This is a genomic window from Cellulosimicrobium sp. So1_17, from assembly GCF_055181235.1.
The window spans coordinates 3089066-3115549 of the sequence record NZ_CM143702.1 but is presented as its reverse complement, the minus strand read 5'-3'; the positions used below and the strand labels follow the sequence as shown (position 1 = coordinate 3115549).

Annotated in this window: 26 protein-coding genes; 14 read left to right on the top strand and 12 right to left on the bottom strand. The window is 74.8% G+C overall.

The window, feature by feature from the left end; translation table 11 throughout:
- Nucleotides 1-14: 14 nt before the first annotated feature.
- The 3 genes from ACZCLJ_RS13715 to ACZCLJ_RS13705 all read right to left on the bottom strand — a co-directional run bounded on the left by ACZCLJ_RS13715 (nt 15) and on the right by ACZCLJ_RS13705 (nt 4118).
- On the bottom strand, nt 15-644 hold the full coding sequence (locus tag ACZCLJ_RS13715; RefSeq protein WP_463104101.1) for a VOC family protein: 630 nt from the start codon (nt 642-644) through the stop codon (nt 15-17).
- A gap of 53 nt (nt 645-697) precedes the next feature.
- Nucleotides 698-1834 (bottom strand): winged helix DNA-binding domain-containing protein, encoded by a 1137-nt coding sequence (locus ACZCLJ_RS13710; RefSeq protein ID WP_463106411.1) that lies wholly within the window; start codon nt 1832-1834, stop codon nt 698-700.
- A gap of 136 nt (nt 1835-1970) precedes the next feature.
- Complete coding sequence (locus ACZCLJ_RS13705; protein WP_463104100.1) at nt 1971-4118, bottom strand: hypothetical protein; 2148 nt, start codon at nt 4116-4118, stop codon at nt 1971-1973.
- 167 nt (nt 4119-4285) lie between these two features.
- On the opposite strand from ACZCLJ_RS13705, the gene ACZCLJ_RS13700 reads away from it, so the two are divergent.
- The 8 genes from ACZCLJ_RS13700 to ACZCLJ_RS13665 all read left to right on the top strand — a co-directional run bounded on the left by ACZCLJ_RS13700 (nt 4286) and on the right by ACZCLJ_RS13665 (nt 10524).
- Entirely contained in the window at nt 4286-5383 is a 1098-nt protein-coding gene (locus ACZCLJ_RS13700; RefSeq protein WP_463104099.1) for a sensor histidine kinase, read from the top strand.
- Nucleotides 5380-6033 (top strand): response regulator, encoded by a 654-nt coding sequence (locus tag ACZCLJ_RS13695; RefSeq protein ID WP_251152879.1) that lies wholly within the window; start codon nt 5380-5382, stop codon nt 6031-6033. Before ACZCLJ_RS13700 ends, ACZCLJ_RS13695 begins: the two co-directional genes overlap by 4 nt.
- 109 nt (nt 6034-6142) lie before the next feature.
- Nucleotides 6143-6676 carry a DUF2243 domain-containing protein gene (locus tag ACZCLJ_RS13690; RefSeq protein ID WP_251152880.1) on the top strand — a complete coding sequence of 178 codons (534 nt, stop codon included), beginning with the start codon at nt 6143-6145 and terminating at the stop codon, nt 6674-6676.
- Entirely contained in the window at nt 6673-7497 is an 825-nt protein-coding gene (locus ACZCLJ_RS13685) for a cytochrome c oxidase assembly protein (RefSeq protein WP_463104098.1), read from the top strand. The genes ACZCLJ_RS13690 and ACZCLJ_RS13685 overlap by 4 nt, the downstream gene beginning before the upstream one ends.
- Nucleotides 7498-7591: 94 nt before the next feature.
- The gene (locus ACZCLJ_RS13680) at nt 7592-8482 is read left to right on the top strand and encodes a DUF4397 domain-containing protein (RefSeq protein WP_251152882.1); all 891 of its coding nucleotides are present in this window, start codon (nt 7592-7594) and stop codon (nt 8480-8482) included.
- Nucleotides 8479-9165 (top strand): class F sortase, encoded by a 687-nt coding sequence (locus ACZCLJ_RS13675; protein ID WP_251152883.1) that lies wholly within the window; start codon nt 8479-8481, stop codon nt 9163-9165. The genes ACZCLJ_RS13680 and ACZCLJ_RS13675 overlap by 4 nt, the downstream gene beginning before the upstream one ends.
- Entirely contained in the window at nt 9162-9815 is a 654-nt protein-coding gene (locus ACZCLJ_RS13670; protein WP_353050473.1) for an RNA polymerase sigma factor, read from the top strand. The genes ACZCLJ_RS13675 and ACZCLJ_RS13670 overlap by 4 nt, the downstream gene beginning before the upstream one ends.
- Nucleotides 9799-10524 (top strand): anti-sigma factor, encoded by a 726-nt coding sequence (locus ACZCLJ_RS13665; protein ID WP_463104097.1) that lies wholly within the window; start codon nt 9799-9801, stop codon nt 10522-10524. Before ACZCLJ_RS13670 ends, ACZCLJ_RS13665 begins: the two co-directional genes overlap by 17 nt.
- 86 nt (nt 10525-10610) lie before the next feature.
- On the opposite strand, the gene ACZCLJ_RS13660 is transcribed toward ACZCLJ_RS13665, so the two are convergent.
- Nucleotides 10611-10949 carry an ArsR/SmtB family transcription factor gene (locus ACZCLJ_RS13660; protein WP_251152885.1) on the bottom strand — a complete coding sequence of 113 codons (339 nt, stop codon included), beginning with the start codon at nt 10947-10949 and terminating at the stop codon, nt 10611-10613.
- Nucleotides 10946-11434 carry an SRPBCC domain-containing protein gene (locus ACZCLJ_RS13655; RefSeq protein WP_251152886.1) on the bottom strand — a complete coding sequence of 163 codons (489 nt, stop codon included), beginning with the start codon at nt 11432-11434 and terminating at the stop codon, nt 10946-10948. Before ACZCLJ_RS13655 ends, ACZCLJ_RS13660 begins: the two co-directional genes overlap by 4 nt.
- A gap of 145 nt (nt 11435-11579) precedes the next feature.
- On the opposite strand from ACZCLJ_RS13655, the gene ACZCLJ_RS13650 reads away from it, so the two are divergent.
- Both ACZCLJ_RS13650 and ACZCLJ_RS13645 read left to right on the top strand, forming a co-directional pair.
- A complete protein-coding gene (locus ACZCLJ_RS13650; protein WP_251152887.1) occupies nt 11580-11915 on the top strand; it encodes an ArsR/SmtB family transcription factor in 336 nt (111 codons plus the stop codon).
- Nucleotides 11912-12658, top strand: a complete 747-nt coding sequence (locus ACZCLJ_RS13645) for a cation diffusion facilitator family transporter (RefSeq protein ID WP_463104096.1) — start codon at nt 11912-11914, stop codon at nt 12656-12658. The genes ACZCLJ_RS13650 and ACZCLJ_RS13645 overlap by 4 nt, the downstream gene beginning before the upstream one ends.
- On the opposite strand, the gene ACZCLJ_RS13640 is transcribed toward ACZCLJ_RS13645, so the two are convergent.
- Entirely contained in the window at nt 12636-13028 is a 393-nt protein-coding gene (locus ACZCLJ_RS13640) for an ArsR/SmtB family transcription factor (protein WP_463104095.1), read from the bottom strand. The genes ACZCLJ_RS13645 and ACZCLJ_RS13640 overlap by 23 nt on opposite strands.
- A gap of 60 nt (nt 13029-13088) precedes the next feature.
- On the opposite strand from ACZCLJ_RS13640, the gene ACZCLJ_RS13635 reads away from it, so the two are divergent.
- The gene (locus tag ACZCLJ_RS13635) at nt 13089-14504 is read left to right on the top strand and encodes an FAD-dependent oxidoreductase (RefSeq protein WP_463104094.1); all 1416 of its coding nucleotides are present in this window, start codon (nt 13089-13091) and stop codon (nt 14502-14504) included.
- 111 nt (nt 14505-14615) lie between these two features.
- Here the strand turns inward: ACZCLJ_RS13635 and ACZCLJ_RS13630 are convergent, their stop codons facing one another.
- From ACZCLJ_RS13630 to ACZCLJ_RS13620, 3 genes are all read right to left on the bottom strand, one after another.
- Entirely contained in the window at nt 14616-15053 is a 438-nt protein-coding gene (locus ACZCLJ_RS13630) for an arsenate reductase ArsC (RefSeq protein ID WP_463104093.1), read from the bottom strand.
- A 26-nt stretch (nt 15054-15079) separates the two neighbouring features.
- Nucleotides 15080-16096 (bottom strand): metalloregulator ArsR/SmtB family transcription factor, encoded by a 1017-nt coding sequence (locus ACZCLJ_RS13625; protein WP_463104092.1) that lies wholly within the window; start codon nt 16094-16096, stop codon nt 15080-15082.
- 70 nt (nt 16097-16166) lie between these two features.
- A complete protein-coding gene (locus tag ACZCLJ_RS13620) occupies nt 16167-16721 on the bottom strand; it encodes a hypothetical protein (RefSeq protein WP_463104091.1) in 555 nt (184 codons plus the stop codon).
- A gap of 284 nt (nt 16722-17005) precedes the next feature.
- Between ACZCLJ_RS13620 and ACZCLJ_RS13615 the strand changes: the two genes are divergently transcribed.
- Nucleotides 17006-17656: a fasciclin domain-containing protein gene (locus tag ACZCLJ_RS13615; protein WP_251152895.1), complete on the top strand. Its 651-nt coding sequence runs from the start codon at nt 17006-17008 to the stop codon at nt 17654-17656.
- Between the two features lie 126 nt (nt 17657-17782).
- Here ACZCLJ_RS13615 and ACZCLJ_RS13610 read toward each other — a convergent pair whose 3' ends face one another.
- Nucleotides 17783-18406 (bottom strand): dihydrofolate reductase family protein, encoded by a 624-nt coding sequence (locus ACZCLJ_RS13610; RefSeq protein WP_463104090.1) that lies wholly within the window; start codon nt 18404-18406, stop codon nt 17783-17785.
- A gap of 128 nt (nt 18407-18534) precedes the next feature.
- Between ACZCLJ_RS13610 and ACZCLJ_RS13605 the strand changes: the two genes are divergently transcribed.
- Entirely contained in the window at nt 18535-19230 is a 696-nt protein-coding gene (locus ACZCLJ_RS13605; protein ID WP_463104089.1) for a M23 family metallopeptidase, read from the top strand.
- A gap of 7 nt (nt 19231-19237) precedes the next feature.
- Here the strand turns inward: ACZCLJ_RS13605 and ACZCLJ_RS13600 are convergent, their stop codons facing one another.
- Nucleotides 19238-19642 (bottom strand): hypothetical protein, encoded by a 405-nt coding sequence (locus ACZCLJ_RS13600; protein ID WP_251152898.1) that lies wholly within the window; start codon nt 19640-19642, stop codon nt 19238-19240.
- A gap of 243 nt (nt 19643-19885) precedes the next feature.
- On the opposite strand from ACZCLJ_RS13600, the gene ACZCLJ_RS13595 reads away from it, so the two are divergent.
- Nucleotides 19886-25957 (top strand): PKD domain-containing protein, encoded by a 6072-nt coding sequence (locus ACZCLJ_RS13595; protein WP_463104088.1) that lies wholly within the window; start codon nt 19886-19888, stop codon nt 25955-25957.
- A 69-nt stretch (nt 25958-26026) separates the two neighbouring features.
- Here ACZCLJ_RS13595 and ACZCLJ_RS13590 read toward each other — a convergent pair whose 3' ends face one another.
- Nucleotides 26027-26422: a RidA family protein gene (locus tag ACZCLJ_RS13590; RefSeq protein WP_463106410.1), complete on the bottom strand. Its 396-nt coding sequence runs from the start codon at nt 26420-26422 to the stop codon at nt 26027-26029.
- Nucleotides 26423-26484 lie beyond the last annotated feature (62 nt).

Genomic DNA, 26484 nt, shown 5'->3' with positions numbered 1-26484 from the left:
GCCCGCCCGACGGGTCAGCGCGGCCCGGACTCCCAGCTGAAGCCGTCGGGGTCGGTGAAGGTGCCGGTGTCGCCGTGGACGACCAGGCGGTGCGAGCCGGCCCCGTCCGGGTCCACCCCGGCGTCCTTCGCGGCCGCGCGGCGCGTGTAGAGCGCCAGCTTCAGGGCCGACCCGGGGGTGTCGAGCTCGACGTACCTGCTCCCGAAGCTCTTCCCCACCGCGAGACCGCGGTCGACGTAGAACTGCTTGGTCGCCCTGACGTCCTGCACGCCGAGAAGGAGCACGACGTCGTCCACCTCGCGCGTGGGCGGGCCGCTGTCCTTCTTCGCCGTCGACGCGACCTTCCAGATCGTGCCGTCAGGAGCGCGGACGACACCGCCGTACCCCCAGAAGCTCTTCGCGACCGGCTTGAGCACGGTCGCGCCGGCGTCGAGAGCCGTGCCGACGAGGCTGTCGACGGTGCTCGGCTGCGCGACGACGAGCGACAGCGTGAAGCCGCGGAAGCCGGACGTCGGTGCGTCCGACTCCCGGACACGGACGGTGCCGCCGAGGCCGAAGGCCTGGTCGTAGAAGACCTCGGCGGTGGCGACGTCGGTCACCTCGAGGGTGACGTGGTCGATGGCGGTGCGGTTCGTGGTGTCCATGCCCAGAACGGTAGGAGCGGCGGGACGGCGCGCGCTTCTCGATTCCTGACCGGTCACGCGGCCCCGATCGTCCGGACGTCCCCGGCCGGGAGCTTGGCCCACCAGTGGCCGTAGCGGGCGAACGGCGCCGGGTCACGGCCCGCGAGGAACGCGACGAGCGACCGGGCCTCGGCCTCCAGGGCCGGCCACGCGTCGTCGGGCACCGACCGGTACGTGGTGACCTCGACCCCGGCCGCGACCGGACGCCACACCCCGACGACGTACCCGTCGACGAGGACGGTCGGGAGCACGTCGCCGTTCGAGCGCGTGACGAGCGGACGCACGTCCGGCGGGACGACCCGCGAGCGGTCCGCGTACGCGAGCAGCGTCTCGTCCCACATGCCGAGGAGCCGGGGCGGTGCGGGCACGTCCTCGTCGGGTCGCGGCGCGCCGGGGACGTCGAGCAGCTCCGCACCGTCGGGGCCGGCGAACCGGTCGACCGTGTCGCCGAGCGTCTTCACGGCGGCACGGACCCGGGCGCGCGGGATCATCGCGACCTGCGACACGTCCGCGACCGACGCCGGACCGAACCCCTCGAGGTAGCGCCGCACGAGGGAGGGGAGCGCGTCGTCGAAGGCCGTCGTCACGCGCGGGAGCGCGTCCGTGCCGGCCGCGACGTACGACGCGCTGGTGCCGAACGACCACGGCCCGCCCGTCGGCACGTGGCGCAGCGGCGCGAACGTCCGCAGCGCCCACCACGCGCCTCGCGGCGTCTCGGGGACGCGCGCGTCGACCCACGCCTCGAGCTCGGCGCCCGTGCGCGGGCCCGCGGCGTAGGCGAGGAGGTACGGGACGAGGGCGTGCGCCTCGTCGATCGAGATCCCGCTCACCGCGAAGCGCGGGTCGTGCAGGCGCGCCGCGCGCAGGGACGGCTGCATCGCGGTGTGCACCGTCTCGTAGTCCTCGGCGTGCACGAGGTGGAGCGCGATGCGCAGGAGCGAGGCCTTGACCACCGCGCGGTCCGCGAGCGCCGCGTCGAGGTCTGCCGGGTCGAAGCGCGCGACGCGGTTCCACAGCGCGACGTACGGCGACGCGGGGTGCTGCGCCTGGAGCGCGACGACGCGCCGCACCGCCTCGGGGACGGTGAGATCCGCTCGCTCGAGCAGGAGCTGACGCGCGAGCGTCGCGCGGTTGAGGGCGCGTGGCGACATCGTCACGTCCTGACCCTCGCGCTCGCGGCCCCCGTCCGCACCCGGAGCCAGGCTCGGGGCTCCCGCGCGCGCTGCGGCATACGCACGGGAGCCCGGCACCGCACGCGGTGCCGGGCTCCGCGACTGCTCGGACGGGTCAGCGGTCGGCGGTCCGACGACGCGCGGCGAGGACCAGGCCCGTGCCCGCCAGGACGATGAACGCCCCCGCGGCGAGCACGCCCGCGTCGCTGCCGGTCTGCGCCAGTGCGTCGGGCGACGCGGTGGTCGCGACGTCGGCGACAGGGACCGTGTCCGTCAGGCCCAGGTTCGTCGGCTCGGTCGACGGGCTCGTCGCCACGACCGCACCCGAGTCGTCGACGTAGACGGGGGCGACCGGGTCCGCCTCTGCGGGGTCGGCCGGGCCCGTCGGGTTCGTCGGGCGCGTCGGGTCGGCCGGGTCCGTCGGGTTCGTCGGGCGCGTCGGGTCGGCCGGGTCCGTCGGGTCCGTCGGGTCGGTCGGGTCGGTCGGGTCGGTCGGGTCGGTCGGGTCGGTCGGGTCGGTCGGGTCCTCCGGCTCGTCGGCGAGGGTCACGCCGATCCAGTCCCAGGCGACGGAGACGCTGTCGAGACCACCCAGGCCGATGAGCCAGTGCTGCTGGCCGGTCTGGATCCACGTCTGCGTCGCCTCGTCCCACGCGGAGCTGTTGAGGTCGTTGCCGGTGTAGAAGTTCGGGCTGCCCTTGGTGGTGCCCTCGGCCGAGCCCCACACCTGGAACGACGGGAGGCTGCTCACGTCCGTGCCGGCCGGGACACGCACGAACACCTTCTGACCCGGGGTCACGGAGCTGACGACCTGGCCCTTCGCGTTCACGAGCACGACGCCCGCGGGCATCGCGGAGCCGTCCGCGGTGCGCAGCTCGACGTGCACGTCGCCCGTGCCGCCGGCGAGCGAGGCCGTGAAGCCGTAGTCGGTCGAGCCGTCGGCGTTGCGGACGAAGCCGTTCGAGACGAAGCCCGGCTGCGGCATGACGACGTTCTCGGTGAGCGCCTGCTCGATGAGCCAGGCAGCCGTCTCCAGGGTCGCCCTGCGATCGCTCGATCCCGACGACCACTGCGCGTAGCCCCACTCGTCGGTCTCGAACTGCTGCAGCGCGAAGTCGGAGAGGGTGACGTGGTCGTCCTCGTCGACGTCGAAGAAGAGGCCCATGACGTCGTGGCCGGTCGAGAAGTACCAGACGGCGAACTGCGTCGCCTCGTAGCCCGTGTACTCGACGCGTCGCTGGACCTGCTCCTCCCACATGTCGCGGACCTGCTCCTCGGTGTAGTAGCCCTCGTCGAGGTACCACTGGTAGGACGTCTGGAACTCCTCCCAGGACTGGCCCGGCGCCATCGCGACCCCCGCGCGCTCGAGCAGCTCGGCCGCGTTCGCGGCACGTGCCGTCATGTCGGCGCCCCCCGTGAACCCGTTGACGAGGATCGTCTGGTGGGCGTCCGTGTTCTCCCAGTGCATCCCCTCGGGGTCGGCCTTCGCGACCTCGCCGTTCCACGCGTGCCACCACGAGCCGGCGATGTCCCGGTCGTAGACCATGTGCGTCGTGCCGTCGTCGTCCACGAGCTCGTGGTGGAGGATGTGCAGCTGCGGCTGACCGCTCCACCCGCTCCAGTCCTTGCCGGAGCCGTCCTCGGCGGGCTCCTGGAAGTACCAGTAGTCGCAGGGGAAGCCGTGGTAGTAGCCGTCGTGCCAATGGGGCTCGTACTCGGCGTCGGGGTACGCCGCCTGGGCCGCGCCCAGCGCGGACGCCGAGGCAGCCAGGGTGGTCGCCGCGGTGGGTGCGGCGTCGGCGGCAGCCGCGGCCTCGGCACCCTCCGGGCCTGCCTCGGGCTCGGTGCCGGTCTCCGTCGTCCCCGCCTCGGACTCGGTGCCCGTCTCCGTCACCGGCTCGCCGCTCGGCTCGGCCTCAGGGTCCTCCTCGGCCGCGGGCGCGACGATCGGGTCGACGGGTGCGGCCTCGGATGCAGGCTCGACGGGCGCCGGCTCGACGGGCGCGGCCTCGGGTGCCGGCTCGACGCTCGCAGGCTCGGGTGCCGGGGCCGGGTCGACCGGTGCGACGACCTCGGCGGGAGCCTCGGCGGCGGGCTGCTCGACCGACGGGGCGGCGGGAGCCTCGGTCGACGTCTCCTCGGAGGACGCCTCGGGGGCGGTCGTCGGGACGGCCTCTCCCTCGGACGCGATCGCCGCGAGCGGGGCGCCCAGGACGAGGGCGGCCGAGACGGCGGAGACGGTGGCGGTGCGACGGACCTTCATGATCGAGCTCCTCGGGTGCGGTGCGGGTGTCTTCCTGATGACTCCACGTTCCCGCCCGTCGGGGTCCTGCCGGCACGCCCGAACGGCGGTCGGCACTACCTCCGAAAGTCGACTCCTGCGGGGCGGGTCCCGTCGCCGCGCCCGAGGGCCCTCGCTAGCCTGGGTCGGTGGCCGTCCACGTCTCGCGGACCGATGTGCTCGTGGCGGCGGCCTGCGCCCTGGGCGGCGCCGTCCTCACGGTGCTGCGGGCACCGTCGCCTCCGGGCTGGGCGCCTGCCTGGCTCGAGCTCACGGCCCAGCTCACGGCTGCGGCCACCCTCCTGGCGCGGCGCAGGCACCCGCTCGCCGTGCTCGCGACGTGCCTGGCGCTGTCCTTCGTCGCGCCCGTCGTCGCGGCTCTCGGTGCGCTCCACGCGACCGCGCGCTACGTCGACCGCGCCCGTGTCCGCGTCGCTGCGGTGCTGGTGGCCGTGGCGACGACCTGGCCATCCTGGCTGGTGACGTCGGAGACGACCGGAGCGAGCCTGCTGTGGGCGGGGACGCTCGTGCTGCTCTTCGCCTTCTTCGCCGGCACCCTGGAACGCCTCCAGTCCGAGACGGACGCGCGCGCGACCGCCGCCGCGGAGGACGCGGCCCGCGCGACGGAGCGAGCCTCGCTCGCACGCGACCTGCACGACGTCGTCGCGCACCGGATCAGCTATCTCGTGGTCGAGGCAGGCCTCATCACGGCGACGAGCCCGGACGAGGAGGCCCGGCGGATCGCCACCGAGATCGGCGACGGGGGGCGCGCCGCGCTGGCCGAGACGCGCGACCTCCTCCGTGCGCTGACGTCCGAGGGCTCCGGGTCCACAGGTGCCGGTGCCCCCGGGCCGCCGTCTGCGGTCGGGGACGTCGAGCGCCTGGCCGACGAGGCGCGGCGGGCGGGCCTGCCGGTCCGCGTCCACGTCGAGGTCCCACCACCGCACGCGACGCCGGACCTCGTGGACCGGACCGTGCAGCGCGTCGTCTCCGAGGGACTGACGAACGTCGTCCGCCACGCGCCGGGGAGCGCGACGAGCGTCACCGTCACCCCGGCCGGGCGCGGCGTCCAGGTGACGGTCGAGAACGACCGTCCCGCGGGGCCGCCCACCGGGCTGACGACCGGCGGGTTCGGGATCGCCGGGCTGCGCGAGCGCGTAGAGCTCCTGGGAGGGACCCTGGACGCGGGTCCGACCGGCTCGGGCGGGTTCCGGCTGAGCGCCACCCTGCCGAGGAGGGACGCATGATCCGCGTGGTGGTCGTGGACGACGAGGCGTTGCTCCGCGCCGGGATCGTCCGGCTCGTCGACGTCGCCGCCGACCTGGAGGTCGTCGGGCAGGGCGGGGACGGCGCGGAGGCGGTCCGGCTCGTGCGGGAGCTGGCGCCGGACGCCCTGCTCCTCGACATGCAGATGCCCGTGATGGACGGGCTCGACGCGACCGTGGCGGTCCACCGCGAGCACCCGGGGACGGCGGTCGTCGTCCTGACCAGCTTCCTCTCGGACGAGTACGTCCTCCCCGCCCTCCGCGCGGGCGCCGTCGGGTACCTGCTCAAGGACTCGACGCCCGAAGAGCTCCACCACGGCATCCGTGCCGCGGTCGCCGGCGACGCGATCCTCTCCCCCGCCGTCGCACGACATCTCCTCGCAGCCGCCGGGGACGACCGCTCGTCCCGGCGCAGCGAGGCTCGCCGTCGTCTCGACGCGCTCGCGCCGAAGGAGCGCGAGGTCGTGGTCGCGCTCGCCGACGGGTTGTCGAACGCCGAGATCGCCGGACGGCTCTATCTCGCGGAGTCCACGGTCAAGGCCTACCTCGCGCACGCGATGGCGAGGCTCGGCACCACGAACCGGACGCAGACGGCGATCCTGGCCCACGAGGCGGACCTGCGCGCGGACTGACCGACCACCGGCGGACGGCGGGTGCCCGCCGGGCGAGTGCCGGTGGTCCGCGTAGCGTGGCTCGTCCACGGGAAGAAGCCCCGTGCCACCTCCCCCGAGGAGGCCTGCCATGAGCACCAGCACCAGTGTCCCTGCGTCCGGCCGCACGACCGCGGGCCCTCCCGGCATCGCCCTGCCCGGCATCGTCCTGGGCGTCGGGCTCGGCGGGTTCGTCGACGGCATCCTGCTGCACCAGATCCTGCAGTGGCACCACATGCTGTCGAGCGCGGGCAGCGCGAACATCGACATCGGCAGCTACCCGCCGACGACGGTCCACGGCCTGCAGATGAACACGCTCTGGGACGGGCTCTTCCACACCGTGACCTGGGTCGCGGTGCTCGTCGGGCTGGGCCTGCTCTACGCACGCGTCACCGAGGCGCGCGGGCGGGTCTGGACGTCGCGGACGCTGTGGGGCTGGATGCTCGTGGGCTGGGGTCTGTTCAACCTCGTCGAGGGCCTGGTCGACCACCACCTCCTCGCGATCCACCACGTCGTGAGCGGTCGGTACCAGACGCTCGCGGACGTCGCGTTCCTCGTCCTCGGCGCCCTGCTCGTGGTCGGCGGCTGGCTGCTGCAGCGCACGGGCCGGCCCGTCGAGCCGTGACGAGCCACGGCGACCACGGCGGCGCGGGGCTCGGTCTGGACGGGGAGTCGCTGCTCGTCCTCGCCGTGCTCGGGGTCGTCGCGTTGGCGTACCTCGTCCTCGCGCTGCGCCAGCACGCCGACCCGCGCGGATGGAGCCCGTGGCGCACCGCGAGCTTCCTCGGCGGCGTGGCCCTGCTCGCGGCCGCTCTCGTGCCGGCGCTGTCGCCGCTGCCCACGGGCTCGTTCGCCGACCACATGTACCGGCACCTGCTCGTCGGCATATACGCGCCGCTCGCCCTCGTGCTCGGCGCGCCGGTGACGCTCGTCCTGCGGTCCGTTGGCCCGCGCGCCGGACGCCGCGTCGGGCGACTGCTGCGCCGTCGTCCCGTGCAGGTGCTCGCCCATCCGGTGACCGCCGTGCTGCTGAGCGTCGGCACCCTGTACGCCCTCTACCTGACGCCGCTCTACGCGGCGACCACGCAGCACCCGACCCTGCACCACCTCGTGCACCTGCACTTCCTGGCCGCGGGCTACCTGTTCGCGTACGCCCTCGCCGGCCCGGACCCGGCGCCGCACCGGCCGTCGGTCCGCGCCCGCCTCGTCGTGCTGGGCGTCGCGATCGCCGCGCACGCAGTGCTCGCGCAGCTCCTGTACGCCGGGGCGTTCGTCGCCGTTCCCGGCCCGGCCGCGGACCGGCGGACGGGAGCGGAGCTCATGTACTACGGGGGCGACCTCGCGGTGGTCCTGCTCGCGCTCGCCCTCGTCTCGACCTGGCGCCCGGTGCGCGCGCCGACGCGCGCCGTGCACACGGTCACGGCCAGGACGACGACTTCTCCCTGATCGGTGCATCCAAGACCGTCCTCCCACCGGAAGTAGTGGTGTCAGCAGCACTCGCGCCCGGCAGCAACGCCGGGCCCGCCATCTGGAGGACACCATGCACCGCACCGCACGACGCAGCGCCGCGCTCGCGGGCGCCGTCGGACTCGTCGCCCTCGGCGCGTTCGCGGCCCCGGCCTCGGCCGACACCGCGGAGAACGCCAGCCTCTCCGTCCTGCACGGCGTCCCGGACACGCCCGTCGACGTCTGGGTCAACGACGAGCTCACCCTCGACGACTTCCAGCCGGGCGACCTCGCAGGGCCGCTCGACCTGCCCGCCGGCACGTACAGCGTGGCGATCACCGCCCCGGACGCGACGGACACGAGCGCACCCGTGATCGGGCCGGTCGACCTGCCCCTCGAGGCCGGTGGGAACTACACCGCCGCGGCCCACCTCGACGCCGCCGGGGAGCCCACCGCGACCCTGTTCACGAACGACACGTCCCCGACCGCCGCGGGCGAGGGCCGGCTCACGGTCCGGCACATCGCCGCCGCTCCGGCCGTCGACGTCCTCGCGGGCGGCACGGCCGTCGTCTCCGGTCTGGAGAACCCCGACGAGTCCGTGCTGAACCTGCCGGCGAGCACCGTCTCCGCAGCGATCGCGGCGGCCGGGACCACCGAACCGGTGCTCGGCCCGGTCGACGTCACCGTCGCCGAAGGCGTCAACACCATCGCCTACGCGTGGGGCAGCCTCGACGCGGGCAACCTCGCCCTCGCCACGCAGACCGTCGAAGGCCTGCACTCCGCGCCGGCCGGGGTCCCGGGCGGGCAGTCCGGGCTCGCGGCGGAGGCGTCGACGTCCTCCGTCTTCACCACGGCCGCCATCGCGTTCGGCGCGAGCCTCTTCGGTCTGCTGCTCGTCGCAGCGGTCGTCATGGGCACGCGGGCATGGCGCGAGCAGCACGTGGCCACGGCCGGCCGGACGACGCGCGGGCACCGCTCGGCATGAGGTCACGGCACGCGACGGCGCTCGCGACCCTCGCCGTGGGTGCCGCCCTCCTCGTCGGCGGGTGTGCCCCTGCACCCGCCGACGAGACCGCCGCCGGAGGTCACGTCCCGGCGGCGGAGGCTCCCGCCCGGCCCGCCCCGGGCGGGGGCACCGGCGGGGCGGACGCGGCGACGTCGGGCCCCGTGCCCGACGTCCCCGTCCGTCCCGCTCGGGACCAGCCGGCGGAGGCGCCTCCGGCGGCCACCCGGGTCGTCGTGCCGTCGATCGGGCTGGACATGGCCGTGGAGCCGGCGGGCGTCGACGGCGAGGGCCAGATGGCCCTGCCCGACGACGCCCGCTCGGCGGCGTGGTACCGGTTCGGACCCGGCCCCGCGAGCCCCGAGGGAGCCGTCGTGGTCGCCGCGCACGTGGACGACCTCGACGGAGCAGGACCGTTCGCCCGGCTGCCCGAGGTGGCCGCCGGCACGACGGTAGACGTCGTCGACGCGACGGGCACCACCTACACCTACACAGTGAACGGCGTGGAGGACATCGCGAAGGCGGACCTCCCGCTCGACGTCGTCTTCGACCGCGGCGGCCCGCCCCGGCTCGTGCTCGTCACCTGCGGGGGCGAGTGGGACCGGGAGCGACGGTCGTACACGGAGAACGTCGTCGTCACCGCAGAGCGGACGGGCGGTGCGTGACGGGCTACGATCGCCCCACGCGCACACGGCCGGCGACGACGAGGACGGCCCCGAAGCACGGAGGACCCGAGCTGAGCTCCCCCGACACCGCGGTCGACGACGCCGACGTCGCCCTCCTCGGCCGACGGTTCGCCGACGGCGACGAGGAGGCGCTCGCCGAGGCGTACCGCCGCTGGTCGACGCTCGTGCACACCATCGCCCTGCGGTCGCTCGGGAACCGTGCCGACGCCGAGGACGTGACCCAGCAGGTCTTCGTCGGGGCGTGGCGCGGGAGGCACCGGTTCGACCCGGACCGCGCGCGGCTGCCCGCCTGGCTCGTCGGCATCACGCGGCACAGCGTCGCCGACGCGCACGAGGCACGGTCCCGGGCCCGACGCTCCGAGCAAGCCGTCGCGGCGTCGGCTCCGAACCCTGAGACGACGGAGGACGACGTGCGCCGGGTCGCCGACCGCGTGCTCGTCGCGGACGAGCTCAGACGGCTCGGAGACCCGGGTCGGACGATCCTGGAGCTCGCGTTCTTCCGTGACCTGACGCACGTGCAGATCGCCGAGGAGCTCGACCTGCCGCTCGGTACGGTCAAGAGCCACGTACGACGGAGCCTGATCCGGCTGCGCGACCGAATGGAGGTGGACGGTGCAGCACATCGATGACGAGACCCTCGCGCTCCTCGCGCTCGGCGAGGACGTGCTCGACGACGCCGCGCGCGCCCACCTCGGCACGTGCCCCGACTGCGCCACCGAGGTCGACGGCCTGCGCTCGGTGGTCGACGACGCGCGGGCCGGCGGTCCGGACCTCGTCGCGCCCGGCCCGGAGGTCTGGGACCGCATCCACACCGAGCTCGGTCTGGGATCCGCGTCGTCGACCTCGACCGGTGCCGCAGCGAGCGACCTCGCGACCGTGACGCCGCTCGCGGGGCGGCGGCGCCGCACGTGGCTCCCGGTCGCCGCAGCCGCGTGCCTCGCGCTCGTCGTCGGCGTCGCGGGCGGCGTCTGGTGGGAGCGGCGCGAGCTCACCCCTGTCGAGACGACCGTCGCGACGGCCGACCTCGCCCCCCTGCCTGGCTGGGACGACGCGAGCGGCGAGGCACGGGTCGAGGAGACGGCCGACGGCCGGCGCCAGGTCGTCGTCTCGCTCGACGCCCCCGCGCCGGACGGCACGTTCCGCGAGGTGTGGTTGCTCGCCGAGGACGTCAGCGGGCTCGTGAGCCTCGGCGTTCTGGAGGGCTCGGAGGGCCGGTTCGACCTCCCGGCGGGCCTCGACCTCGCGGCCTTCCCCGTGGTCGACGTCTCGGAGGAGCACTTCGACGGCGACCCGGCCCACTCGGGCGACTCCGTCGTGCGGGGCCCGCTCGACGTCTGAACCCCGAACGCGAGATCGACCCGTACGTCCCGCGATCGACCTTCTGAGGGTCGATCGCGGGACGTACGGGTCGATCTGCGGGTCCGTCAGGACGACGACGGCGACTCGGCGATCCGGCGGAGCGCCGCGAGACGGCGGTCCCACCCGGCGCCGATGGCGTCGAGGGCGCGGGCGGTCTCGGCGAGGCGTGCGCCGAGAGCGCGGTACCGGACCTCGCGGCCCGCACGCGACGCCTCGACGAGGCCGGCCTCCGCGAGCACCGTGAGGTGCTTCGCGATGGCCTGCCGGCTCACGGGCAGCAGCTCGGCGAGCGCGGACGCCGAGAGCTCGGCGCCGCCCAGCTCGGTGAGGATGCGCCAGCGCGTGTCGTCCGCGAGGGCGGCGAAGACGGGCGTCAGCGCCTCTCCCGCGAGCGGGCTGCTCACGCCGACGCGCCCGCCGGGGGGACGGTCGCCCCCTCGAGCAGGTCGACGAGCTCGTCGAGCTCGCTCGTCCAGCCCTGGCGGTGGTCCTCGAGCGCCGCGCGCGCGTCCGCGAGGTGCTCGAAGCCGGTCTCGACGACGGTGAGGACGGTCGACGCGCCGTCGGGCTCGAGCGTGAAGCGCGCGACGGTCGAGTTCTCCTCCGTCAGCGCCTCCCCGGCCGGAGCGCTCCAGCGCAGCGCGAGCACGGACGGCTCGTCGTACTCCTCGATGCGGACGGGCGCGTCGGTCTCGCCGTCCCAGCCGAAGACGCCCTCCCCGCCGACGCGCAGGTCGGGGAGCGTGGCGCGCTGCCCGAACCACTGGCTGATGAGGTCCTCCTGCGTGAGCGCCGCCCAGACGCGGTCCGCGGACGCACGGATGTGCACCGTGCGGGTCACCGTGAACGTCTCCTGGTCGACGACGGCCGGCTCGTTGGTCGTGGTCATGGTCGTGCTCCTCTCGGGATGGGCTTCTCGAACTTGTGCAACTCCACAGTTGCACGCGTGGTGTCCATGCGCAACCCCTCAGTTGCATATGACGCGCTTCCGGCAGCCCTTTTGTCGATACAGCGTTCCGTGTACTGTCAGCCCCATGGCCGAGACCGTCACCCTGACCCACACCGCCGCGCTCGCGCGGCTGGGCCACGCGCTCTCCGACGAGACCCGCGCGCGCATCATGCTGACCCTGCGCGAGGCGCCGGCATACCCGTCGGACCTCGCCGACGCGCTCGGCGTCTCCCGGCAGGTCATGTCCAACCAGCTCGCGTGCCTGCGTGGCTGCGGCCTCGTCGAGGCGATCCCCGACGGGCGCCGCACCTGGTACCGGCTCGCGGACCCGCACCTCGTCCCCGCGCTCGACGACCTCCTGCGCCTCGTCGTGACCGTCGACCCCACCTGCTGCGCACCCGAGGGGTGCACCTGCTCATGACGTCGACCTCCCTCGGCCCCCGCCCCCTGCCGACGGCACGCCGGGCCGTCCTCGAGCGGAGGATCCGCTGGGTCGTCACCGCGACCATCGCCTACAACGTCGTCGAGGCGGTCGTCGCGATCACCGCCGGACGCGTGGCTTCATCCACCGCGCTCGTCGGGTTCGGCCTCGACTCCGTCGTCGAGGTGCTCTCCGCCGCAGCGGTCGCCTGGCAGTTCGCCGCCCCGGACCCGCAGCGGCGCGAGCGCGTCGCCCTGCGCCTCGTCGCGGTCTCGTTCTTCGGCCTCGCGGCCTTCGTCACCGTCGACGCCGCGCGCACCCTGCTCGGCGCCGCGGAGCCCGACCACTCGACCGTCGGCATCGTCCTCGCCGCCGTGAGCCTCGCCGTCATGCCGTTCCTGTCATGGTTCGAGCGGCGCACCGGCCGCGAGCTCGGCTCCGCGTCGGCGGTGGCCGACTCGAAGCAGACGCTGATCTGCACCTACCTGTCGGCGGTGCTGCTCGTCGGGCTGGTGCTGAACAGCACGCTCGGCTGGACCTGGGCGGACCCGGTCGCGGCCCTCGTCATCGCGGCGTTCGCCGTGCGCGAGGGCGTCGAGGCCTGGCGCGGCGACGCGTGCTGCGCCCCCGTCGGAGCGCTCCTGGCCACCGATGACGAGGACGGGTGCGACGACGGCTGCTGCACCCCGGGGCCGCCGGCCCGACAGCCGGCCGGCCCGCTCACCCCTGGGCGGTCTCCGTGAGCACGGTCGCCAGGGCCGTCAGGGCGCCCGGGACCAGCGAGTAGTACGCCCAGCGGCCGCGCTGCTCACGGGTGAGCAGTCCGGCGTCGACGAGGATCTTCAGGTGGTGGCTGACGGTCGGCTGCGCGAGACCCACCGGCCCGGTGAGGTCGCAGACGCACGCCTCCCCGCCGTCGTGCGCGGCGACGATCGACAGGAGCTGCACCCTCGTCGGGTCGCCCAGCGCCTTGAACACGCGGGCGAGCTCGCGCGCGACCTCCGGGTCCGCGGCCTCACGGACGAGGGGCGCACAGCACCCCGCCACGGCCGGTGATGCCTGGGTCGTGGGCGTCAGCTCCAACGTCGTCATGACGTCCATCTTGCCACGCATCGACAACTATGGATACGTTGACCCTGGTTGATCGAAGTTCGTCGATGCGAGGAGAGTGCGATGAGCGTGGAGCGTGCAGAGCTGCCGGTCGTGGTGATCGGCGCGGGCCCGGTGGGGCTGGCGGCGGCGGCACACCTGCTGGAGCGCGGGCTGGAACCGCTGGTGCTCGAGTCCGGCAGCGGCCCGGGTGCGGCCGTGGCGTCGTGGGGTCATGTGCGTCTGTTCTCGCCGTGGCGGTTCGACGTCGACGCCGCGGCCCGGCGCCTGCTGGAGCCGACGGGGTGGGTCGAGCCGGACCCGGACACCCTGCCGACCGGCGGGGAGCTCGTCGGACGGTACCTGGCGCCGCTGGCGGCGACCCCGGCCATCGCGACGCGTCTGCGCACCGGGACCCGGGTGCTGGCCGTGGCGCGAGACGGCGCGGACAAGACACGGACCCTCGGACGGGAACGAAGCGGCTACCGGGTACGCACCGTCGACGCGAGCGGGGTGGTCCGCGACGTCCTCGCCCGCGCGGTGATCGACGCGTCGGGAACCTTCTCGACGTCGAACCCGCTGGGCGTCTCGGGTCTGCCCGCAGCCGGCGAGCCGGAGGCCGCCGCGTACGTCACCGGACCGCTGCCGGACGTCCTCGGATCGCAGCGCGACCGGTTCGCCGGCCGCGACACGCTCGTGGTCGGGATGGGGCACTCCGCGGCGAACACGCTGCTCAGCCTGGTCGCGCTCTCGGAGTCCGAGCCGGGCACCACCGTCACGTGGGCGATCCGCGGCGGCTCGGCCCGACGCCTGTTCGGCGGGGGCACGGACGACGAGCTCCCGGCGCGGGGCCTGCTGGGCACGCGCCTGCGCTCCGCCGTCGAGGCGGGGCGCCTGACCCTGCTCACCCGGGTCTCGATCGAGCGACTCGTCCCCGGCGGTGAGACCGTCCAGGTGCTGGGGACGGCGCGCGACGGCGCCCTCAACCTCGACGTGCACCAGATCGTCAACGCCACCGGCTTCCGCCCCGACCTCGACATGCTGCGCGAGGTGCGTCTCGACCTCGACCCCGTCGTCGAGGCCCCGACCGCGCTGGCCCCGCTCATCGACCCGAACCAGCACTCGTGCGGCACCGTGCCGCCGCACGGCGAGCAGGTGCTGTCCCACCCGGACGACGGCTTCTACCTCGCCGGCATGAAGTCCTACGGGCGCGCTCCGACGTTCCTGCTCGCCACCGGCTACGAGCAGGTGCGCTCGATCGCCGCGGCGCTGGCCGGGGATCGCGCTGCGGCGGACGCGGTCGAGCTGAACCTGCCGGCGACCGGCGTCTGCTCGAGCGACCTGGCCCTGGCCGCCGACGGCGAGGCCGCCGGCGGGTCGTGCTGCGGCACCGCCCCGGCCGAGCCGCAGCTCGTCACCCTCGGCGTCGGGGCGCCGGTGGGCGTGGGGTTCGCGACGGGTGTTGCGCACGGGCGTTCGGGCGACGGCCTGGACACCTGAGCCTGCGGACCGCGGCCCTCGCCGACATGGCGGGGGTCGCACGGACGACGCTGGCCTGACGTGCATCGGCCGGGACCCCGTGGGGTCCCGGCCGGCGTCGTGGTGCCGGGGTCAGGCGGTGGCCACCTGGACGGGCGTGACGCCGAGCTCGTCGAGGAGCGTGAGGACGCGGCCGCGGATCTCGTCGCGGATGGGGCGCACGGACTCGATGCCCTGCCCGGCGGGGTCCTCCAGGGCCCAGTCCTCGTAGCGCTTGCCGGGGAAGATCGGGCACGCGTCGCCGCAGCCCATGGTGATCACGACGTCGGACGCCTGCACGGCGTCGGTCGTGAGGACCTTGGGCTGCTCGGCGCGGATGTCGATGCCCTCCTCGAGCATGGCCTCGACGGCGACGGGGTTGATCTGGTCGGCCGGTGCGGAACCGGCGGAGCGGACCTCGACGGCGCCGCCGGACAGGGCGCGCAGGTACCCGGCGGCCATCTGGGAGCGGCCGGCGTTGTGGACGCAGACGAACAGGGCGGACGGCTTGGCGGTGGTGGTCTCGGTCATGGCGGTCTCCTGGTGGGCGGGGTGGGTCACCGGTCGGTGAGGGTGAGGTCGGGCAGCAGGTCGGTGAGCAGGACGCGCACGCGAGTGTCGAGCTCGTCGCGGATCGCGGCGACGCCGGCGGGGGACGCCAGGGCGGGGTCGCCCACGAGCCAGTCCTCGTACCGCGTGCCGGGCAGGACCGGGCAGACGTCGCCGCAGCCCATGGTGATCACGACGTCGGCGGCGCGGACGGCGTCGTCGGTCAGCGGCTTGGGGAACGCCTCTCCCTCGGTGGTGCCGAGGGCTGCGAGCTCGGGACGCACCGCGGGGTGCACGTCCGCGGCCGGTGTGGAGCCTGCGGAGCGCACGACGACGCGGTCGCCGGCGTAGCGGCGGACCAGGGCCGCGGCGAGCTGGGAGCGGCCGGCGTTGGCGACGCAGACGAAGAGCACCTGCGGGCGGGCGTCGGGCTGTCGGGACAGGTCCGCGAGGCGTTGGCGGGCGAAACGGTCGGTGAGGGTGAGCAGGTGGGCCGAGACCGTGGCCGAGCGGGCGAGAGCCGTGTACGACTCGCGCACGGTCCGCACCACGACGCCCGTCTCCAGAGCCGGGTACCGGGCGGCCAGGTCGGCGGCGAGGCGGTCGAGCGCCGCGTCGACGTCCTCGAGCCCGGTCAGCTCGTGGGGCGCGACGAGCGCCTCCAGGGCGGCCGGGGCGAAGGACTCGAGCAGGGTGGAGACCGCTCCCTTGTAGCCGGGGGTGATGCGGTACCAGACCCAGGTGCCACGACGCTCGGAGGTCAGCACGCCGACGTCGCGCAGCACCTTCAGGTGGTGGGACACGGTCGGCTGGGAGACGTCCGTGAGCGCCGCGAGGTCGCACACGCACGCCTCCCCCGCCGGAGAGGTCGCGATGAAGGACAGCATCCGCAGGCGCAGCGGCTCCGCGAGCGCCTTGAGCGTGGTGGCGACGGCGCCGGCAACCTCGGTGCCGATCGCGTGGGACTCGATCTGCGGGGCGCAGTCCGGGAGGGAGCCGACGGTGATTTCGTCCTGTATCGACATATGTCTATATTGACACCTGTCGATGTAGCGCGCAAGGAGCCGCTCGAAGGTCGCGGCGACGTCCCGTTCGCTAGCGCGTCGGCGGCAGCACGACCTCCCGCGTGCTGGTGAGCACGGTGACGGGCTCGTCGGCCGGCAGCCCGTCGACGCGCACGACGCTCGTGCTCGGGACGACGTCGAGCGTGCAGGGACGGGTGTCCGTGGCCGCTCTCCGGCCGAACGTGAAGGCGAGGGTGCGCTCGGCGGCGTCCCACTCGACGTCGACCGGGGTGAGCGGGCACGAGCTCGACCCGACGGTCACGACGTTCACCGTCTGCGGCTCGCCACCCCTGGCGAAACCGACGCCGTGCTCCTCGGGATCGACCGCCGGACGGAGCTCGCCGCCCTCCGCCGGGAGCCCGAGGTAGGTGACGTCGGCGACCGACCTGACGTGCACGGCGGGGTCCGCGAGGCACGCCGTCAGCCCGAGGCCCGCCACGAGGGCGGCTGCCGCGCCGACGACGGCGCGCGTCGCGCGACCGCCGGCCGGACGGGTCTTCCGGGTCGTCCCGGTCGGCCGGGTCGATCGAGCCTCCCGGGTGGTCCTCGTCCGGGTCGCCCGCGTCGTGGTCGTGCTCCAGGTCATGGCTCGTCCTTCCGTGCGGTCCGCGCGCCGGGCGACGTCCGTCCCGGTCGTGCGACCCACGCTCGTCCTGAGGCCGCGTCGGCCGCATCGGGCGATCGCGCACGACCGGCGACGCGGGGACTCAGGCACACCTCGGCGGCACGGCCGTCCCGGCTGAGGCCCCTCAGACGGACCTGGTCGCCGTCCGGTGCATCCGCGCGGACCGTCCCGGGGGAAGAGCAGGTGGACGTCGCCACGACGTCCGGCGGCCCCGGGCCGCCGTGCTCCGACGAAGGGACTCGACGATGAACCTCCGACGCACGCTCCGCCGCACCACCGCCGCCATGACGGCGGTCCTTCTCGCCTCGACGGGCGTCGCGGTCGCCGCGACCTCGGCCTCCGCCGCGCCCGGCACCACCAGCCTGGCCTCCGTGCTCGCCGCGGACGGCGACACGTTCGACCGGAACTGGTACGACTTCGACATCGTCGACCAGGCGGTCGCCGCCGTGCTCGCCGCGAAGCCGGACAGCCCGGTCGCCGTCCTCGCCGACGGGACCGTCCCGCTCACCGCGTTCCTGCCCAACGACCGCGCCTTCCAGCTCCTCGCGTTCGACCTCACGCACCGGTGGCAGCGGACCGAGAGCGGCACGCTGACGGCGATCGCGGAGGCCGTCGGCATCGACGCCGTCGAGCAGGTGCTCCTCTACCACGTGGTCCCGGGCGCGACGATCGACGCCCGCACCGCGCTCGCGTCCGACGACGCCGCGCTCACCACCGCCCAGGGCGGCACCTTCCGCGTCGACGTCCTGAGCAAGAAGCTCGCCCTCGTCCGGCTGGTCGACCAGGACCGGAACGACCTCAACCCGTTCCTCGTGGCGAGCAGGCTCGACCTCAACAAGGGCAACGTGCAGATCGCGCACGGGATCTCGGCCGTGCTGCGCCCGCTCGACCTCTGAGCCCTCGCACCACACCCCGACGGTTCGGCACCCCGTGCGCCGCTCGGCACCTCGTGCGCTCCTCGGCGTCTGCAGCTGCCGGACGAGCGCACGAGGTGCCGAACCGTCCTCCGCGGCGTCCTCTCGTCAGGCAGGACCGGTGTCGTCGGACGCGGGGCGGAGCCGGAAGCGCAGGTGGGTGACGCGCTCGCCCGGGGTCACGGCCGGGCCGTCGAGCACGTACGGGGCCGGGCCGATCGCGTCGAAGAACCGCACGCCGTCGCCCAGCAGGACGGGGACGAGGTCGAGCACGACCTCGTCGAGGAGACCGGCCGCGAGCGCCTGGCTCGCCATCTCCCCCGCGTTGACCGCGACGTCGAGGCCGCCGGCGAGCTCGTGCCCCGCCGCGACGGCGTCCTCGATCCCCGTCGTGACGAACCGGAAGGGCGCGCCGGGGTGCGCGTCGACCCACTCCTGCGGGACGGTGTGCGTGAGCACGACGACGGGCTTGTCGAGCGGGTGCGTCCCTCCCCAGCCGTCGGTCATGTCGAAGAGCCGCCGACCCACGACGAGGACCCCGATCTGCGGCATGACGGCGCTCAGGTAGCGGTGGTCGGCCGGTGACAGGTGGAAGTGCACGTCCGGGTTCGCGCTCGGGAACTCCTGGTCCCCGCCGTCGTACCAGGCGAAGAGGTGCTCGAACCCGGTGCCCTGCGGTCCCGCGATGAACCCGTCCAGCGACACGCTCGCGCTCGTGGTCACGATGCCCATGCCGTCCGCTCCCTCCGTCTCGACGGCCCGCGCTCGTGCGCGGGCCCACCCGTGGTCCGACCGGACCGGTGCCCCCGACTCATCGGCCTGCGTACGGTGGGACCACTCGCCCGACCCCGGAGGTCCGTGTGCCCGAGCCCGTCGTCCTCTCGCTGCCGTTCACCGGACGGTGGCTCGTGCAGAACAGCCCGGCGCGGCGGGTCCCCAGCCACGGCGTCGAGCTCTACGGCATGCGGTACGCGATCGACTTCGTCGGCGTCGACGAGCGGCACCGCACGAGCCCCGTCCGCGACTGGCGGACCGTGCTCACGACCGAGCCGCCGGAGCGGTTCGTCGCGTTCGGGCGACCGGTCCTCGCGCCCGGTGCGGGCGTCGTCGTGCACGTGCACGACGGCGAGCCCGACCACGAGGCACGGCGGTCACCGTTCGCCCTGGCCCCCTACGCGCTCGGCCAGGCGGGGCGCGTGCGCCAGGGCCCGGCGGCGATCGCGGGGAACCACGTCGTCGTGGCGCTCGCCGGGCGGCGCGCGTGGGTCACGCTCGTGCACCTGCGGCTCGGGTCGCTCCGCGTCCGTCCGGGCGAGGAGGTCGCCGAGGGCCAGGTGCTCGGCGAGTGCGGGAACTCGGGGAACTCGACGCAGCCGCACGTGCACGTGCAGGTCACCGACAGCCCGGACCTCGCCGTCGCGCGCGGGCTCCCGACGGCGTTCCGCGACTTCCGCGAGCGGCAGCACCGGGGTGGTGCGGCGCTCGAGCGCGACGTCGGCGTGCCGGACGAGAGGTCCGTGGTGGAGCCGCTCGCTGCCGGTCCGGCAGGCTCCTAGCCGGGCGTCACGCCTGGCGCACCTCGTGCGCGCGCTGCCAGGAGCCGACGAGGCGGCCGTCGTCGGTCACGAGCCGGAACGGGGCGAGGGGCAGGTTGCCCGCCCGCAGCCGGGACCGCAGGACGTCGAGCGCCGCGGCGTCGTCGACGGCGCCGAAGACCTCGCCCCGGACCGCACCTCCCGCCGTGACCACCTGGTACCGCGTGGTGCCCGTGTCGCTCACGTGCACCTCGTGGGCGTGCTGCGCGACCTCCTGGGCGACCTCCCGCGTCGGGAGCTCGTGCCACGTGCGGTCCTCGGTCTCGAGCTCCCACGTCCCGTGGGTCGCCTCGGGACGGACCGTGTACGAACGGTCCTCGGAGGCCGCGCGCCACGCGTCGTCCTCCTGCGCAGTCCACCGCAACGTGCTCATCACATCCCCTGACGGCCAGACCCGGCACCGGCGTTCACCCCACGTCGGGCTCGAACAGTGTGACCCATGGGCGCGCGTGGACGAACTCGACCGCCTGGTCGGTGTGTGAGCCGGGCCCCCGGCCGTGGCGAGCCCGCGGCCCCCACCTGCGACGACGCCGAACTTCACCCTCGACACCCTGCGGTGCTGCCCCCAGGATGAAGGCGCTCGGCCACTGCCGGCCAGACCCGACGGGAGACCTGCATGCGCACCGCACGCGCCCTGATCGCCGGTGGCCTCGCCGCCGTCCTCGCCGTGGGAGGGTCGGTCGTCGTCGCGGCACCGGCCTCCGCGAACGCCGCGACGTTCCTGTTCGGCAAGGCCGTCTACGGCCCGAACGAGGTCGTCCTCATCGAGACGGGCGGCCTCACCCGGGACTGCGACTTCATCGAGACGACGTCGGACGTGTACGTCGTGCCGACGGGCACCGTCGGTCCCGGCGGCAGCCTGTCCGACGTGAGCGGGACGCCGAACACGCTCCAGAGCTTCCTGCTCGGCAGCGCGGTGATCGACGAGCAGGTCGCGATCACGGCGCCGGGCGGCACTCTCGGCACCGGGACGTACGACGTCGTCGAGGACACGTGCCAGAACGGCGTCTTCGACGGCTCCGACTCGATCCAGCGCGAGGCGTTCTCCGTCGCGATCCCGAGCAGCGTGCCCGGGCTGCCGAGCGGCGCGATCGCCGCCATGAAGTCCGCGGCCTCGGCCGAGGCGGACCACTGGCGCGACGCCGCCCTGGCGTACACCGTGCTCTTCACCGCGTACAGCACGTACGAGCTCGTGTCGTCGGCGATGGTCCGCGACATGAAGGGCTTCATGATGTTCTACCTGACCTACGTGTGCAGCACCCCGCTCGTGCCGGCGGCACCGGGTGGGTCGCCGGTCAGCCCGTGGTGCCCCACGGTGAGCATCCAGGACACGCTGCGGCTCCAGATGGAGGTCGTGCGCACGGTCGTCAACCACTCGCGCCACTACGAGGGCATCGCGGCCGACCCGCCGGACCCCGACTTCGCCGACCCCGCGCTCCCCGGCGCCGTCGCGACGTTCGACTGGCCGTCCGGCGACCCGGTCGGCACGGCGCTCGCCGACTGGGCCGACACCGCGGCGCAGGGCGAGACGCTGACCCAGGCCTATCTCGCCTCGATGGAGAAGTACCAGGGCGCCGCCGAGCAGGACGACGTCGCCGCGGCCCTCATGCACGGCCGGGACGTCCAGGCCCGCGCGGCCGACCTCGCCCTCGTGCTCGAGCAGCAGGACGCGGCGGCGGCCGCGCTCACCACGACGCTGGACGAGCAGGGCGTGGACCTCGACACCGCCGTCCAGGACCTCCGCGACCTGCAGGCACGTGTCGCCACGGACGGGCTGACCGACGAGGAGCAGCGCCACCTGCGCAACGCGGGCTTCTCGACGACCGAGATCACGGAGCTGAACCGGGTCCTCGTGGAGGACGTCGAGCTCGAGCACCCGTTCGCGTCGGTCCAGGACCTCGTCGACGCGCAGGCCGCGGCCAACGGATCGATGTCGTCGGCGTTCGTCGGCGTCGCCGACGCGATGGACCCGGTCGTCGCGGAGCTCGAGACGGCGGTCGCCGCCCGCGGCGTCCCCGCGTACCCCGTGGTCGACGCGGGCGGCCCGTACGCCACGACGGTCGGCGCCCCGGTGCAGGTCGCGGCGTCGTGCGCGGACTGCGCGCAGGCGGCGTGGGACCTCGACGCCGACGGCGCCTTCGACGACGCGACCGGCCCGACGGCGACCGTCACCCCCACGAGCACGGGCGACACGCTCGTGGCCGTGCAGGTGACCGACGGCGGCGGTCGCCTCGGCGTCGACGTCGCGACGCTCTCGGTCGCCGCGCGCGACCCGGGCGTGGCCCTCGGCGGCCTCACCCCGCCGCCCGACGGGGGCGTCGTCGAGATCCCGCTCGGTTCCGCCGTGGAGCTGGCCGCCACCGGAACGGGGCCGGCGGGCGAGACGCTCACGCCGCAGTGGGAGCTCGACGGGCAGCCGGCCGGGACGGGTGGCACGTTCACCGTCACGGCGACGACCGCCGACCCGGCGGCCCGCGACGTGCGCGTCACCGTGTCCGACGGCGTCTCGAAGCGCACCGCGCACTGGTCCGTGCTCGTCACGCACCCCGACGCGGACGGTGACGGCTGGACCGCGAACGCCGACTGCGCCGACGACGACGCCGCCGTGCACCCGGCCACGCCAGAGGTCCCGGGGAACGGGCTCGACGACGACTGCGACCCGGGCACGCGCGACTCCGGTCCGCCCGAGGCGGGGTTCGACGTCGGGCCGCAGCCGGGGATCCTCGGCGAGGAGGTCACCCTGACCGACACCTCGACCGACCCGGACGGCGAGGTGCGCGACCGGGCGTGGGACCTCGACGCGGACGGCTCGCCCGACGCGACGACCCGCGAGGTCGTGCACACGTGGACGACGGCCGGCCCCCACCCCGTGACGCTCACCGTCACCGACGACGACGGCGAGAGCGCGAGCGTGACCCGCGAGGTGGTCGTCACCGACCGCCCGGTGGCGGCGTTCTCCGTCGAGCCGGCCGAGCCCGAGGTGGGCGCGACCGTCCTGCTCGCGGACGCCTCGACCGACGCTGACGGGATCGCCTCCTGGGAGTGGGACCTCGACCACGACGGCACGACGTTCGACGTCGACAGCACCGAGCAGTCCCCGCAGCACGTGTTCGCGGCCGACGCGACGGTCGCGCTGCGCGTCACGGACGCGCTCGGCGCGGTCTCGGAGGTCGTCACGCGGCGCGTCGACGTGTCGGGCCCGCCCGTCGCGTCGTTCGAGCCGCTCCCGGCGGGCGGCCGCACCGACGTCGCGCTGCTCGCCCACGGCGCGACCGTCGTCGGGTCGTCCAGCCAGGCGTCCGCGACGTACGCGCCGCAGGAGATGGTGGACGTCGACTACCCGGACGCCTCGCGCCCCTGGCGCACCGCGAACGGCCAGGTCACCGACCAGTGGGCGACGCTCCGGCTCGGGGCCGACTACCTCGTGAGCGCGGTCGAGCTGCGCTCCGCGGCGTCCGGCGCGCGCGTGCGCGACGTCGAGCTCGCCGTCTCGACGACCGGCACCGACCCGGCGGACCTCACGACGGTCCTCCGGGGTCGCGTCGCGAACGACGCCACGCTGCAGACCTTCGAGCTCGACCGCCCGGTCGCCGCACGGTACGTGCGACTCGACGCCAAGGACCGCTGGGGCACGACGGCCTACCTCGCCGTCGACGAGCTGCGGCTCCTCACCGGGCAGGTGGGCGACGCGACGGTCACCTTCAGCGACGCCTCCCAGGACCCCGACGGGGACGTCGTCGCGTGGGCGTGGGACTTCGGCGACGGGGCGACCTCGACCGAGGCGAGCCCGACGCACACCTTCGCGGCGCCGGGCACCTACCCCGTGACGCTCACCGTCACCGACGCGACCGGCCGCACGGCCGGCACGACCCTGCCCCAGACCGTCGTCGGTCCGCCCGCGGTCGCGACCACCGGGCCCGTGACCGTCGCGGAGGGGTCGGGCGCCGCGTTCCGCGACACGACCCCGACGACAGACCGCGGTGTCGTGGACCGCACGTGGACCTGGGGCGACGGCACCACGACCGCCGGCACCGTGGCCCCGAGCCACTCCTTCCCCGACGACGGCACGTACGACGTGACCCTCGCCGTCACCGACACCTTCGGGCAGCGGGCGAGCACGACCCGCTCGGTCACCGTGACCAACGCCCCGCCGACGGCCGACGCCGGAGCGAACGCGTCGCTCTTCGTCGACGCCCTCTGGACGCCGGCCGCGAGCGCGACCGACCCCGGCACCGGCGACCGCGGCACGCTCGCGTGCCGCTGGGACTTCGGGGACGGCACGACCGCCGACGTGCAGCCGTGCTCGACGAGCACGGTCCGCGTGCCGCACGCGTACACCGCCGCGGGGACCTACACCGCGACGCTCACCGTGACGGACAAGGACGGCGGGACGCGGACCGACACGACGACGGCGACCGTCGGCACCCGACGCTCGTACCTGTCGGTGCACCCGGTCCCGGGCACCGCCGCAGGCGGCGACGTCGACGTGCGCGCGGTCCTGTGGGACCGCGAGTCGTGGGCCCCGCTGGGCGGGGCCCCGGTGACGCTCGCGCTCGGTGCGGAGTCCCGCACGCTGACGACCGACGCCGACGGCGTCGTGCGCGCGACCCTGCCCCTCGCCGGGTCCGAGGGCTCGGTGACGGGGTCGTTCGCCGGCGACCGCGTCCGCGGCGCGGCCACCGACACGGACGCGGTGACCACGGCCCTGCGCCCGCCGGGCGACGTCGTGTTCCTCGTGGACGAGTCGGGGTCGATGGGGACGTACCAGGCCGCGGTGCGCAACAACGTCGTCTCGATCTCGAACCAGCTCGCGGCGGGCATCGACCACCAGATCGGCCTGTGGGGCTTCGGCGCGGGCAGCGACCACGACCTCCCGGGCCGCGCCGGGTACCTCCCGCACCTGCACGTCCCGCCGACGGACAACCTCGACGAGGTCTCCGCGGCCGCGGCGGCGCTCACCACGAGCGGCGGCACCGAGCCGGGGGTCAACGCGATCGTCGACGCGCTCGGCCCGACGGCCGGGCTGCGGCCCGGCGCGGGCGCGTGCCTCGTCCTCGTCGCGGACGAGCCGGTCCAGCAGGCCCTCGGCGTGACGCTCGCGGACGCCCGCGCTGCCCTCGCCGCGCGCGGGGCGGTGCTGTACTCGATCGTCACGCCCGGTGCGGGCTCGCAGGGGTACCAGGACCTCGCGGTCGAGAGCGGCGGCGCCGTGTTCGACATCGGCACGTTCGGCGTGAACCCCACGCCGGTGCTCGAGGCGCTGCTGTCGGGCTGCGTCACGCAGATCACGCAGCGGCCCGACCTCGTCGTCACGATCGACGACGGCCGCACCGAGGTGGGCGCCGGCGAGCAGGTGGAGCACACCGTCACCGTCGCGAACGCGGGCGAGGCGGACGCGACGGGCGTCGCGGTGAGCGTCGACCTCCCGGCGGGCGCGACGTTCGTCGCCGCGTCCGACGGCGGCACGGCCACCGACGGGACGGTGACGTTCCCGACGACCGACCTCGCCGCCGGCGCCGAGCTGGTCCGCACGGTGACGGTGCGCGCGGACGGCGGTCACGGCGACGAGCTCACGGTCACCGCGACGGCCACGGACGACGGGACGCACGGTGCGGACCTCACACCCGCCAACAACACCGCCACGGACACGGACACGGTGGTCGCCCGGCCTCGCCTGACGATCGTGACGCGCGTCGTGAACGACGCCGGCGGGGCGGCCTCGCCCGCCGACGTCGCGGTCTCGGTGACGCGCGACGGCACCGTCGTCGCGGTCTCGTCGGGATCGGGGTCCGGCGTCACGCACGAGCTCGCGCCGGGGACGTACGCGGTCGCGCCCTCGACCGTCCCGGCCGGCTACGCGGAGGGCGCGCGCGAGGGCTGCACGGCGCCGCTCGACCTGGCGTACGGCGACCACGTGACGTGCGTGGTCACGGTCGACGACGTGGCGCCCGTCCTCTCCTCGACCGTCATCGTCGAGGGCGGTACGGCCGCCGTCCACGACGTCGGGCTCACGCTCGACGGCGCCCCGGTCACCAGCGGCTCGCCGGTCACCACCACCGCCGGCGTGCGGACGCTCGTGGCGACCGCGCCCGCGGGGTACGCGGTCGCCGTCGGCGGGGACTGCGCGGCGGACGGCACCGTCACCCTGACGCTCGGCCAGGACGCCGCGTGCACGGTGCACGCGACGTTCCTCGAGACCGACACGGACGGCGACGGCGTGGACGACGGCGAGGACGTCTGCCCGACCTACCCCGACCCGGCGCAGACCGACACGGACGGCGACGGGACCGGCGACGCGTGCGAGCCGTGGTCGTGGCCCGTGGGCGGCTTCTACGCGGTCGGCGCGGACGCAGCGCACGCCGACGGCGACGACGTGTACTTCTGGGGCGCGCAGTGGGCCGGCCGCAACGCGGGCGGTCCGGCGGCCTTCAAGGGCTTCGTCGGTGCGGGCGCCGCGGCCCCCGTGTGCGGCGGGACCTGGACGTCGCGCCCGGGCAACAGCTCGCACCCGCCGGCGACCGTGCCGCCCTTCATGGCGGTCGTCGTCACGTCCGACCCGGTGAAGACGGGGTCGACGACCACCGGCACGGTCGAGAAGGTCGTCGTCGTGCGGACCGACGCGGGGTACGCGGGGAACCCGGGCCACCCGGGCACCGGAGAGGTGGTGGCGACGCTCTGCGGGTCGTGAGGATCCGCGCCCCGCACCGCCAGGCCGGATGCGGGCGTCCCACACGTCGCGCGGGACGCCCGCCCCGGCTCACGCGACGGCCGTGCCCGTGAGCTCGACCATCTGCCCGGGGACCGCCAGGCGCGACACCCCGAGCATCGTCGTGGTGGGTGCCACCCCCGCGGCGCCGAGACGCGAGGCCAGCACCCCGTAGTGCCGGAGGAGCAGATCGGTGTCCGTGCTGTGGACGTCGAGCCGCACGAGGTTCGCCAGGGACATCCCGGCCGCACCGAGCACGGCCTCCACGTTGTCGAGGCTCAGCGCGAGCTGCGCCGCCATGTCCCCCTCGAACCGGGGCGAGCCGTCGGTGCCGGTTGCCGTCTGACCCGAGCAGTACAGGGTCCGGGTGTGCCCCGAGACCAGCTCGCCCTGGTTGAAACCGAGCTCCTCCGACCACGTCACCGGGTTGATCGCCGTTCGTTCCACTGCCACGTCAGTCTCCGTCCGCTCATCGAGGTAAGCGCTCGCGCCGGCTCGACAGCCGCCGT

Coding starts and splice junctions, on each gene's coding strand:
- ACZCLJ_RS13715 (WP_463104101.1), bottom strand. CDS start 644: ATGGACACCACGAACCGCACCGCCATCGACCACGTCACCCTCGAGGTG.
- ACZCLJ_RS13710 (WP_463106411.1), bottom strand. CDS start 1,834: ATGTCGCCACGCGCCCTCAACCGCGCGACGCTCGCGCGTCAGCTCCTG.
- ACZCLJ_RS13705 (WP_463104100.1), bottom strand. CDS start 4,118: ATGAAGGTCCGTCGCACCGCCACCGTCTCCGCCGTCTCGGCCGCCCTC.
- ACZCLJ_RS13695 (WP_251152879.1), top strand. CDS start 5,380: ATGATCCGCGTGGTGGTCGTGGACGACGAGGCGTTGCTCCGCGCCGGG.
- ACZCLJ_RS13690 (WP_251152880.1), top strand. CDS start 6,143: ATGAGCACCAGCACCAGTGTCCCTGCGTCCGGCCGCACGACCGCGGGC.
- ACZCLJ_RS13680 (WP_251152882.1), top strand. CDS start 7,592: ATGCACCGCACCGCACGACGCAGCGCCGCGCTCGCGGGCGCCGTCGGA.
- ACZCLJ_RS13675 (WP_251152883.1), top strand. CDS start 8,479: ATGAGGTCACGGCACGCGACGGCGCTCGCGACCCTCGCCGTGGGTGCC.
- ACZCLJ_RS13655 (WP_251152886.1), bottom strand. CDS start 11,434: ATGACCACGACCAACGAGCCGGCCGTCGTCGACCAGGAGACGTTCACG.
- ACZCLJ_RS13650 (WP_251152887.1), top strand. CDS start 11,580: ATGGCCGAGACCGTCACCCTGACCCACACCGCCGCGCTCGCGCGGCTG.
- ACZCLJ_RS13645 (WP_463104096.1), top strand. CDS start 11,912: ATGACGTCGACCTCCCTCGGCCCCCGCCCCCTGCCGACGGCACGCCGG.
- ACZCLJ_RS13640 (WP_463104095.1), bottom strand. CDS start 13,028: ATGCGTGGCAAGATGGACGTCATGACGACGTTGGAGCTGACGCCCACG.
- ACZCLJ_RS13635 (WP_463104094.1), top strand. CDS start 13,089: ATGAGCGTGGAGCGTGCAGAGCTGCCGGTCGTGGTGATCGGCGCGGGC.
- ACZCLJ_RS13630 (WP_463104093.1), bottom strand. CDS start 15,053: ATGACCGAGACCACCACCGCCAAGCCGTCCGCCCTGTTCGTCTGCGTC.
- ACZCLJ_RS13625 (WP_463104092.1), bottom strand. CDS start 16,096: ATGTCGATACAGGACGAAATCACCGTCGGCTCCCTCCCGGACTGCGCC.
- ACZCLJ_RS13620 (WP_463104091.1), bottom strand. CDS start 16,721: ATGACCTGGAGCACGACCACGACGCGGGCGACCCGGACGAGGACCACC.
- ACZCLJ_RS13615 (WP_251152895.1), top strand. CDS start 17,006: ATGAACCTCCGACGCACGCTCCGCCGCACCACCGCCGCCATGACGGCG.
- ACZCLJ_RS13610 (WP_463104090.1), bottom strand. CDS start 18,406: ATGGGCATCGTGACCACGAGCGCGAGCGTGTCGCTGGACGGGTTCATC.
- ACZCLJ_RS13600 (WP_251152898.1), bottom strand. CDS start 19,642: ATGAGCACGTTGCGGTGGACTGCGCAGGAGGACGACGCGTGGCGCGCG.
- ACZCLJ_RS13595 (WP_463104088.1), top strand. CDS start 19,886: ATGCGCACCGCACGCGCCCTGATCGCCGGTGGCCTCGCCGCCGTCCTC.